Here is a 10,604-nt window from a genome sequence, read left to right on the forward strand (position 1 = left end):
CGTCGAAGCGAGGCAGGATGGAAGCCTTGATGCTGACCGTTGGAGGTCTGAGTGCGGCATCTGGAGCACATGGGCAGATACTCGCTATCGAGCCTGCGCACATCGGAAAGAGTTAGGATCGAACGCACGGGCTATACGCATTGGAGTGAAGGACACGATCAACGTCGTTGGCTTTCCCACGCGTCTTGGTCTGCGGCATCATCGGCACTATCCGGACAGCAGTGCCGCTGCCGTTCGAGCGATAGATACAGAGTTCGCAGAGATAGTCGCCAAGGTTGTCACGACTGAGCTTAACCTCGGTGTTGGCTCCGGCTGTGTCAATCCCTACGTGCCGGACGTTGCTCCCGCCGGCTCGAGTACCGGATCGGCCGTGTCTGTGACAGCCAACATTTGCGACATATCCCTCGGGACGGATGTGCTTGGATCCATCCGCTGGCCAGCGGGAAATTGTGGCGCTGTCGGTCTACGCACGACCTGCGACAGAGCCGACCTTCATGGTATCTTCCCTCTGTCTCCTCAGATGGACGCACTGGGCTGGGTCACACGCAGCGCTGAGGATCTTTTCTTCTTATGGCAACTGTTGCGCCTCGGCGGTCAAGAGAGATCAGCGATTGCGCCTTTAGGCCGCTGCCAAGTCTCGGTTGTTGAGAACGCTTTTGATCGAGGTTGTTGTCATCCTGAAATGCGGGACGCGTTGCATCTTGCATGCCGTCTACTCGAGGACGCCGGGCACCACATTCGATCGGTGCGATTGGACGATCTCTGGGCGCAGCGCGAAGCGGCATGGCAACTCTGTGCTCGCGAGGCTTGGGATGGTTACCGCCTGTGGCAGAAATGGATGAAAACTGAATTGTCGGAATCGACGCAGGCTGCGCTGGAAATCGGAGCTCGCATCGATGATCAATCCTATGGCCGAATACTCGACAGACTTGCAGCGTGCCGCAAAGATATCGAGTCGCGGTTCGACGCGGAGTCTGCCGAGATTTGGTTGCTACCTCTTCACCCGACACCGCCTCGCAGCCTGAGGGACGCTGTGATGCCCAAATCGACCATCCCAGCCTCAGACCAACCCGACTACGAACAACGATTGGGCTACACGCCAATCGCGAGTTTCGCTGGACTTCCTGCAATCACCATGCCGATAAAACGAAGCGAAGTAAGTGGTGCTCCCCTGGCCATTCAAATGCTTGGCCGCCCACACCGAGAAACGCAGCTTATTGCTATAGCCGCCGACTTGGAACGGGTAAGAGGCGATCTCAGATGGAATCCATCTTGAACCGATCAGATCGACGAGAAACTACTTGAGTCCCAGGAGCGAAAGGAAGATCGATGACGGATGCAGTTGTCGTAAGCGGTGGTGCAAGCGGGATTGGCCTTGCGGTCGCCAAGCACTTCCATCAACAGAGCGCTCACGTAGTCGTTCTTGGGCGTCGCGCAGATCGGTTGGAGAAAGCGGCTGAACACCTGAATCGGAGCGGAGGCGTTCCGGTTCTCCCGATTGCCGTTGATCTCACCCAGGCAGACCAAGTACAGCGCGTCTGCGACGAAATCACACACAGGCATAAGGAAATACGCGTTCTGGTGGCGGCGGCCGGCGGGAATGTTGTGCTGACGTCACCGCCCGGTTCATACGGCCCAGACCTCTCGGGTATTGCGAGGCGCTGGACCGAAAACTTCGCATCTAATGTGTTGAGTGCCGTCCTCCTCATCGAAGGCTTACGCAGGCACCTCAGTGCGCCGGGCGGACGGATCATTCTTATCAGCTCTATTGCGGCATATCGAGGGTCGGGCAACGGCTGTTACGGCGCCGCCAAGGCGGCCTTGCACCCGTATTGTTATGATCTCGGCGCGGAACTCGGACCAAAGGGCATCACGGTGAATGTGGTCGCACCCGGCTATATTGCGGAGACTGAGTTCTTCGGCGATCGCTTATCGCCTGAGCGCCGAGAAATGCTGATCGGTCAGACGATGAATAGGCGAGCGGGTCTGCCCTCTGATATCGCCAGCACGATCGGATGGTTGGCCTCGCGCGAAGCCGGACATATCACGGGCCAGATCGTTCAGGTCAACGGGGGGGCTGAGCGAGGAAGATAAGAACTGCTGCGTGCGGCGGAGCGAAACCGCCTTTGGAGGCGCGCCGCAGTTGGCCCGCGTATCCACAACTGACGCTGACGCCATGCCCAGGCTCTTCTCGCTGATCCTGAAGGCCGCGGGCTATGATCCGGGGCCTGAGCCTCGCTCACGGCAGCGCTCGGCGAACGACCCACAGGTGAGATCCTGGCTGCAAAATTGCAGGGCGAGACGATCAGCTTCGGTCCCAAGCTCACGGATGGTCCGTTCACAATGCGATTCGAGCTCAACGGCCGGATGACCTATCCGCACTGGAAAGAGTCCCTTGGACCTGCAGCCGGGACATGACGGTCGCGGAGGATAAGATCTGTATCCTGAACTCGGGTGCCCGTCGTCGCTGTTACATCCCAGCTTGGCCTCCCGTTCATCTTGCAAGCCGCGTTGCCACGACTTTTCGCGATGCCAAAGCTTCAACCAGAAGAGAGCTTCGGAGGGGCGCATGTCGTGCATCTTATCAAACAAAACGCTTGTGGCTATCTGGTGAGTGCAAACCGGCCCACCATTGATACACAAACAAGGCGCCGTCGATCCGCGGGCATGGACTGACCTGCCCCTAAGAATTTCCTCCAGAACGATTTAGAGTCCGGCCTGACGAAGGACGGACAGATGAAGCGAAAGCGGTTCACGGAAGAGCAGATCATCGCGGTTTTGAAGGAGCACGAGGCCGGTGCGAAGACGGCCGATCTGGCTCGGAAGCACGGGATTTCGGAAGCGACGTTCTACAATTGGAAGGCTAAATTCGGCGGCATGGACGTCTCCGAAGCCAAGCGGCTGAAGGCGCTCGAGGACGAGAATGCCAAGCTGAAGAAGCTGCTGGCCGAGCAGATGCTCGATGCGGCCGCGCTGCGGGAGCTGCTCTCAAAAAAATGGTAAGGCCTGCCGCCAAGCGCGCCGCGGCGGCGCACCTGCAGGCCAAGCTGGGCCTGTCGGAACGGCGGGCCTGTTCGATCGTCGGAGCGGACCGGACGATGGTCCGCTACCGGTCCCGCCGGCCCCCCGACACCGCGCTTCGGGGCCGCTTGCGCGAGCTCGCCAGCGAGCGGCGGCGCTTCGGCTATCGACGGCTGTTCATTCTGTTGCGGCGGGAGGGCGAGCCGTCCGGGATCAACCGCATCCATCGGCTTTACCGGGAGGAAGGGCTCGCGGTGCGCAAGCGCCGCAGCCGCCGCAAGGCCTGCGGCGTCCGCGTGCCAATCCTGGTCGATGCGAGGCCGAATGCGCGCTGGTCGCTGGACTTCGTGTCCGATCAGTTCGCAGGCGGGCGGCGCTTCCGCATCCTCAACATCGTCGACGACGTCACCAAGGAGTGCCTGGGCGCGATTGCCGACACTTCGCTCTCGGGGCGGCGGGTGGCGCGGGAGCTGACCTCGATCATCGCCCGGCGCGGCAAGCCGGGCTCGATCGTCTCGGACAACGGCACCGAGTTTACCAGCAACGCGATGCTGGCCTGGTGCAGGGACAACGCGATCGACTGGCACTTCATCGCACCGGGCAAGCCGATCCAGAACGCCTTCGTCGAGAGCTTCAACGGCCGGATGCGCGACGAGTTCTTGAATGAAACGCTGTTCTTCGGTCTCGATGATACCAGGCGCAGGCTCGCCGCCTGGGTTGCCGACTACAACAACGCGCGGCCGCATTCCTCGCTGAGATACCAGACCCCTGCGGCCTTTGCCGCCAACCTCACCGCAACGGGCGATCGGCTGCGCAACCCCGACCAGCTCCGCCAATCGCCCGTTGCTCCACCCGCGCCACTCGGCGTACAACCCACCCGGACTCTAAACGCTGCTGGATGAAACTTCGGTGGCAGCTCAGGACGAGCACAGAATTCCGGTGCAGCGCTTCATGCGCTAAGCCGCTCCGTCCAGAACAGCCCTCGGCGGCCATGTCGCGCGCTGCGAGGACTGCGCCTACACGTCCATCGCCTACAACTCCTGCCGCAACCGGCACCGTCCGAAGTGCCAGGGCGCCGCGGCGAAGCAGTGGCTCGCCGACCCCGAGGCTGAGCTGCTGCCGGTGCCGTATTATCACGTCGTGTTTACGCTGCCGGCCCGGATCGCCGACATCGCCTACCACAACCGGGCCGCCGTCTACGATCTGCTGTTCAAGGCCTCGGCCGAGACCATGCTGACGATCGCCTCGGACCCGAAGCATCTCGGCGCCAGGATCGGCATCATGTCTGTGCTGCACACCTGGGGCTCGGCCATGACCCATCACCCGCATGTGCACATGATCGTGCCGGGCGGCGGGATCGCGCCCGATGGCCGGAGCTGGGTTTCCTGCCGGCCGGGGTTCTTCCTGCCGGTGCGCGTGCTCTCACGCCTGTTCCGGCGGCTGTTCCTGGAGCGTCTTGCCGCCCTCCACCAGGCCGGGCGCCTGAGCTTCTTCGGCAACGACGCTCATCTCGCCGGAGCACAATCGTTCGCCGCATGGCTTGCAGCGTCGCGCAAGACGGAATGGGTCGTCCATGTCAAGCGTCCGTTTGGCGGGCCACAGGCCGTGCTGGCCTATCTGTCGCGCTATACCCACCGCGTCGCCATCTCCAACAGCCGCCTGATCGCCTTCGACCGGCACGGCGTCACCTTCCGGTGGAAGGATTACCGGGTCGACGGCCGCGACCGTCAAAAGCGGATGACGCTCGCGACAGACGAGTTCATCCGCCGCTTCCTCATCCACGTGCTGCCGAAGGGCCTCCACCGCATCCGCCACTACGGCCTGCTGGCGCGGGGCGCCTGCGCCGACAACGTCGCACGCGCGCGCGAACTGCTCGCCGTCAGGGATCGTGAGGATAAGCCGGCCGAGACCATCGTCGACATGGCCAAGTCGCCCTGTCCATGCTGCGGCGGCCGCATGATCGTCATCAAGGTCTTTGAGCGAGGCGCAACGCCGCGTCACCAACCGACCGCACCAACCGGCGCCATCAGGATCGATACCTCATGACCGCGCACCCGCCATTGTGCAAAGTTGCTCGCAGTGCCTGCCGCTCATCGACCGGTCACGGCGGCGTCCGCCCCAACGTTCCTCTGTCCTCGTCAATCCGCAGACGACACGTCGAGACCGGGGCCGTGCACCACCCGTTCAGCGACTGCACCGCCGCCGCGTCGCGCGCTGCACCGGCTCAAACTCAATCGGCCAGCTCACCTGCAGCGCTCAAATCCCCATAGAGCCTGCCGCGCCAGTCCTGCCCATCATGCGCGGTTTCCTCCCTTGGAGGCTTTCGGACGCCGGCCGCCCGAATGTGCCGCGCCGTCAATCATGCGGCCGGCATCCGAAACCCTTCACATTTACAGACATCAACCGTGGCAGCTCTGCCTTTAAATCATCGCGGTTGGCACGAGGTTACTTAGAGCGGCAAGGAGCCGTCACATGATCGTTGACCGCGGAACTTTCATTGCCTGCGCCGTGGTTGCGGTGGTAGCGCTCATCCGGGATTTGCTGGCTCGGCCGTCGGTTCCCCCGCTGCTGGGACGCGCCCCGTTATCTTCCTTGTCGAAGGGTGGAGCGTTCAAAGCGACGAGGAGACCGCCGACCAGATGTGGTTCAGGACCGACCGCGGATGGCGAGCCATCTGGCGGTAGTTTGCAATTGTTGTGCATCAACGACGAACTGCTGAGACAGTTCGATCTATCCCCTTGTGTGTTGCAGTGTCCGCCTCGAGCGCCTGCTTCCCCTTCGCGGCCCACAGCGCTCGTGCCCGTTCGCCTTGATCGCTCTTGAGCTTGGCAGCCATCCAAAGCAACGCGCCAAGGATAGTGGCGCGATCATCGCCAGTTAGGTCCGCGATACCGGCTTTGACGATGAGCCCACCGAGTTCGATGAGATGCCGCGTGCGCTTGCGGCGCTCGACCTGCCACGTGCGCATGTCATGCCGCGCCCTTGCGGACTGATGCCGGTTGAGAGCCACCCGGTTGCGCCGGAGGGCCGTCCACGTCGCGGTCAGTTGCTGGCGCATTTCGCCGCGCTCGTCCTTGAAAGAACGCGGTCCCGCGCCTGGCCCATGCCTCCTTCTTTCCGGCCTCTTCTGTCTCGGCCAGCACGATCAGTGCTCCCGCTAATTCATCGGCACTTAGCGCGTCGGCTCCGGTAGCGATCACCAGTTCGCCGAGCTGTTGCACTTTGCGGCTCTTAAGGCCACGCGCCTTGTCCCCAAGTGCCTTCAGTTCAGCATCAAAGTCCCTAGGCTTGCGCATCGTCGTTTCCATCCGCGTTGATAGAGAAATGATAGCCGAGCGCCCGGCACAATGCTGTAAGGTCGCCGGGACTGGCCGGGACGGGCTGGTCCCTCCCGAGATTTTTTCGAGGGAGGGCGCGCTTATACGTCGTTCCGACGTGCGCTTCGCTGTGCCAGTGATTGGATCGCGATGGCGATCTACCATCTTTACGTCAAGGTCATTGGCCGGAAGGCCGGGAGCAGTGCGGTGGCATCGGCCGCCTATCGCTCGGCTTCGCGGCTGCGCGACGAGCGGCTCGGCCGCGAGCAAGACTTTTCCGGGAAGCGCGGCGTCGTCCATTCCGAGGTGATGCTGCCGGGGAACGCGCCGGAGGCATGGCGCGATCGCGAGCGGCTTTGGAATGATGTCGAAGCGTTCGAAATCCGGAAAGATGCCCAGCTGGCCCGCGAGGTGGAGTTTGCGCTTCCGCGCGAGATGAGTGAGGCGCAGGGCATCGAGCTAGCCCGTGATTTTGTTCGGAGCGAGTTCGTGGACTTTGGCATGATCGCCGATCTCAATGTGCATTGGGACAGGGCCGAGGACGGACTGCCGAAACCTCATGCTCATGTCATGCTGACCCTGCGCGCGGTCGATCAGAACGGCTTTGGCAAGAAGGTACGAGACTGGAATCGCACCGAGATGGTCGAGCGCTGGCGCGAACGCTGGGCGGAGCTCGCCAATGAGCGGCTGGCTGAGCTCGACATCGACGCACGGATCGACCATCGCAGTCTGGAAGCCCAGGGCATCGCGCTGGAGCCGCAAAGCCAGATCGGCGCGCCGGCGAAACGGATTGAGGTTCGGGGCGTCGCTGGAGAAGTCGGTGAGGCCGACCGGGCCGAGATGCACCGCGAGATCGCGCGCGGCAATGGTGCGCGGATCATCGCCGATCCCTTGCTTGGACTGGACGCTATCACCCTGCAGCAATCGACCTTCACCCGTCGCGATATGGCGAGGTTCGCGCACCGGCATAGCGACGGGCTCGACCAGTTCAATGAGGTGGTGGGCGCACTGCAGGGAGCGCCCGATCTGGTCGAACTCGGCAAGGACGCCCGCGGCGAGGATCGGTTCACCACCCGCGGGATGATCGAGGCAGAACAGCGCCTGCACCGGGCCGCTGAACTGATGGCGGAACGGGAGCGCCATGAGGTGCGCGACGCGGATCGCCAGGCCGCTCTGGCGGGTGCGGAAGCGCGCGGCCTGTTGCTGTCATCCGAGCAGGTTGACGCCTTGGCGCACGTCACCGATGGACGCGATCTGGGCGTCGTTATCGGACATGCCGGGACGGGAAAGAGCGCGCTGTTGGGGGTGGCGCGGGAGGCATGGGAAGCGGCCGGCTTCGAGGTCCGGGGCGTGGCGCTGTCCGGCATTGCCGCGGAAAACCTCGAAAGCGGATCGGGTATATCGTCACGCACGATTGCCAGCCTGGAGCATGGCTGGGAACAAGGCCGTGATTTGCTCAAATCGAGCGATGTGGTGGTGATCGACGAGGCCGGCATGGTCGGTACGCGGCAACTTGAGCGCGTGCTGTCCCATGCTGCCGAGGCTGGCGCAAAGGTGGTGCTGGTCGGCGATCCGCAGCAGCTGCAGGCCATCGAGGCGGGCGCTGCGTTCCGGTCAATCCATGAGCGTCACGGCGGCGCCGAGATCGGCGAAGTGCGGCGTCAGCGGGAGGACTGGCAGCGCGACGCCACGCGCGATCTGGCGACCGGCAAAGTAGGCCATGCGCTCGAGGCCTACCGCACCCACGGCATGGTGCATGAGGCCCAGACCCGCGAGCAGGCGCGCAGCGATCTGATTGAGCGCTGGGACCGCGACCGGCAGGCATCACCGGATCGGAGTCGGATCATCCTGACCCACACCAATGACGAAGTGCAGGCGCTGAACGAGGCAGCGCGCGAGCGGATGCGGGCCGCTGGCGATCTCGGCGACGAGGTGCGAGTAGCGGTCGAGCGCGGGGCGAGAGACTTCGCCGGCGGAGACCGCGTCATGTTCCTGCAGAACGAGCGCGGCCTTGGCGTGAAGAACGGCACGCTGGGCACCGTCGAGCAGGTCAGCGTGCGATCCATGACTGTGCAGACCGACGATGGCCGATCCGTGCGTTTCGACCTCAAGGACTACAACCGGATCGACCACGGTTATGCCGCGACGATCCACAAGGCGCAGGGTGTGACGGTCGACCGGGTCCATGTACTGGCAACGCCCGGCATGGACGCCCACAGCAGCTATGTCGCCCTGTCGCGGCATCGCGACAGCGTGGACCTGCATTATGGCCGCGACGATTTTATCGATGCGGATCGGCTCAACCGTGCCCTGTCGCGCGAGCGGTCGAAGGACATGGCCTCGGATTACGACCGTGCCGATCCCGTCCAGAGCTACGCCGCGCGGCGCGGGATCACGTTCCGCGAGCGCGTGGCCGAGATCGTGCGCAAGGCCGTGCCGGAGAAGCTGCGCGGCATGTTCGACGGCCTTAGCGTTCCTGGAGAGGTGCTCGACCGGGATGGCGGACGACGGCCCGAGCGGGGATCCCCCGAAAGAGAAAACATCGGCACGGCAGCCGACCGGCGCGAAGCCGAAGTGCCGGCAAGGACCGTGGCGCAAGATCCCGAAGCGGAAGCCCGTCGCGTGCGGACCCGGGCGCTGGTGCGCCATGCTCGTGCCGTGGATGCGATCTTCGCGGCGCATGAGACGGGCGGCAGAGCGAGCCCCGAACAGGTCAAAGAGCTACAGACCGCCCGCCAGGCCTTCGAAAAGGTGCGTCCCTATGGCTCCCACGACGCTGAGGCCGCCTACAAGAAGAACCCCGAGCTGGTCCGGGAGGCCGCCGGCGGACGCCTCAACCGCGCCGTCCGCGCGCTCCAGCTCGAGACCGAACTGCGCATTGATCCGAGCCGCCGCGCCGACCGCTTCGTGGAGCGCTGGCAGAAGCTCGATCACACCAGCCAGCGCCAGTACCAGGCCGGCGACAGGTCCGGCTATAGGGCGACGCGCGCGGCGATGGGCGACATGGCCAAAGGCCTCGAACGCGATCCACAACTGGAGTCCGTCCTCGCCAGCCGCAGGAAAGACCTCGGCATCGCCTTCGAATCAGGTGGCCGGCTCGGCCAGCAATTGGCCATCGCCCATGGCATAGGCTTTGGAAGAGACCGAGGCCTCGAACGTTGACCCAGCCTGTTTGCCGCCGTCTGCACGCCACAGTACGACGCCTTGAAAAACGCCCTTGCGCGCGCGACTGCTTGCTCTGTGTAGATCAGGAGCAGTCAGCAGGAGGCAGCGCAGCCATGCGCGAACCAGATCGGATCGTCCGCCTAAAAACCGTTCTTGCCCGTACCGGCCTGTCCCGATCCACCATCTACCGCAAGATCGGCGAAGGCACATTCCCAGCCCAACTCAGGATCAGCGTCAACGGCGCAGGCTGGCGGGAATCCGACATCAACCGATGGATCGCCGATCCCGCGGCGTGGCGTCCGACATGCCTGTCCGTCGCCTGCACGGGCGATGTCCGCTCCGGGGGCCAACCGGAAGTAGTGCACGGCAGGACCGAAAGGCGACATCTGACCCGAAGCTGAATCTTCGATCAAGTCAGCAGCGTCCCCTTCCAGCCGATTTCGTTGAAAAAGTCGCCAGTTGCGGCGCAGAGATATCGGTGATTCAGTCTGTCTAATTGGCGGGACTGAAGGTCATGATGGGGCATCGGCAAGTCGAACAGGCTGCGTTGTTCTATGAGTTCTCGCTGGAAAGGCACATCCCAGCCGACCACCTGTTGCGGTCGATCGATAGGTTCGTCGACTTCGAGGACCTGCGACGGGAGTTGGCACCGTTCTACAGCAACATCGGCCGGCCCTCGATCGATCCGGAGCTGATGATCAGGATGCTCCTGATCGGCTATTGCTTCGGCATACGTTCGGAACGGCGCCTCTGTGATGAAGTCCACCTCAATCTGGCCTACCGCTGGTTCTGCCGGTTGGGTCTGGATGGAGCTGTCCCCGATCACTCGACGTTCTCGAAGAACAGGCACGGCCGCTTTCGTGAGAGCGATCTCTTCCGTCGCGTGTTCGAGACCGTCTTGCGCCGCTGCATCCGGGAGCGGCTGGTCGGCGGCGAAGGGTTCGCAGTCGACGCGAGCCTGATCAAGGCGGATGCCAACCGACAGAAGGGAATCGAAGGCGATAAGGGGCTTCCGCCGGAGGCCGCGGGTCGAGCGATCGACGAGTATCTTGCCGTTCTTGATGATGCCGCGTTCGGTGCCGCGACGGAGGTCACGCCCAA

General features: G+C 63.4%; 7 protein-coding genes and 2 pseudogenes. 7 read left to right on the plus strand and 2 right to left on the minus strand.

The window, feature by feature from the left end; genetic code table 11:
* Positions 1-145 precede the first annotated feature (145 nt).
* The 4 genes and pseudogenes from QX039_RS31890 to QX039_RS31905 form a co-directional block, all read left to right on the plus strand.
* Positions 146-1,276 (plus strand): amidase, encoded by a 1,131-nt coding sequence (locus QX039_RS31890; RefSeq protein WP_315718622.1) that lies wholly within the window; start codon positions 146-148, stop codon positions 1,274-1,276.
* Between the two features lie 53 nt (positions 1,277-1,329).
* Positions 1,330-2,094: an SDR family oxidoreductase gene (locus QX039_RS31895; protein ID WP_315718623.1), complete on the plus strand. Its 765-nt coding sequence runs from the start codon at positions 1,330-1,332 to the stop codon at positions 2,092-2,094.
* 642 nt (positions 2,095-2,736) lie between these two features.
* Positions 2,737-3,923 (plus strand): IS3 family transposase gene (locus tag QX039_RS31900; protein WP_315772782.1). Its coding sequence is split into 2 segments (ribosomal slippage): positions 2,737-2,998 and positions 2,998-3,923, totalling 1,188 coding nucleotides; the frame shifts between segments, so codons are not numbered across the junction.
* Positions 3,924-3,999: 76 nt separating this feature from the next.
* A pseudogene (locus QX039_RS31905) lies at positions 4,000-5,067 on the plus strand (IS91 family transposase); the annotation flags it as partial.
* A gap of 655 nt (positions 5,068-5,722) precedes the next feature.
* Here QX039_RS31905 and QX039_RS31910 read toward each other — a convergent pair.
* On the minus strand, positions 5,723-5,989 hold the full coding sequence (locus QX039_RS31910; protein WP_315718659.1) for a conjugal transfer protein TraD: 267 nt from the start codon (positions 5,987-5,989) through the stop codon (positions 5,723-5,725).
* A 1-nt stretch (position 5,990) separates the two neighbouring features.
* On the minus strand, positions 5,991-6,317 hold the full coding sequence (locus QX039_RS31915; protein WP_315718660.1) for a conjugal transfer protein TraD: 327 nt from the start codon (positions 6,315-6,317) through the stop codon (positions 5,991-5,993).
* A 171-nt stretch (positions 6,318-6,488) separates the two neighbouring features.
* Between QX039_RS31915 and traA the strand changes: the two genes are divergently transcribed.
* From traA to QX039_RS31930, 3 genes and pseudogenes are all read left to right on the plus strand, one after another.
* A complete protein-coding gene (gene traA / locus QX039_RS31920; RefSeq protein ID WP_315718661.1) occupies positions 6,489-9,500 on the plus strand; it encodes a Ti-type conjugative transfer relaxase TraA in 3,012 nt (1,003 codons plus the stop codon).
* 116 nt (positions 9,501-9,616) lie between these two features.
* Positions 9,617-9,805 (plus strand): annotated as a pseudogene (locus tag QX039_RS31925) (helix-turn-helix transcriptional regulator); the annotation flags it as partial.
* A 212-nt stretch (positions 9,806-10,017) separates the two neighbouring features.
* On the plus strand, positions 10,018-10,604 hold a 587-nt coding region (locus tag QX039_RS31930; RefSeq protein WP_315718662.1), incomplete at its 3' end, for a transposase.

This window comes from Bradyrhizobium sp. SZCCHNR1043, assembly GCF_032489675.1.
Lineage (GTDB): Bacteria > Pseudomonadota > Alphaproteobacteria > Rhizobiales > Xanthobacteraceae > Bradyrhizobium.

What these genes read in the sequence shown, in the direction of transcription:
- traA (WP_315718661.1), top strand. Translation starts at nt 6,489, where the DNA reads ATGGCGATCTACCATCTTTACGTCAAGGTCATTGGCCGGAAGGCCGGG.
- QX039_RS31915 (WP_315718660.1), bottom strand. Translation starts at nt 6,317, where the DNA reads ATGCGCAAGCCTAGGGACTTTGATGCTGAACTGAAGGCACTTGGGGAC.
- QX039_RS31910 (WP_315718659.1), bottom strand. Translation starts at nt 5,989, where the DNA reads ATGCGCACGTGGCAGGTCGAGCGCCGCAAGCGCACGCGGCATCTCATC.
- QX039_RS31895 (WP_315718623.1), top strand. Translation starts at nt 1,330, where the DNA reads ATGACGGATGCAGTTGTCGTAAGCGGTGGTGCAAGCGGGATTGGCCTT.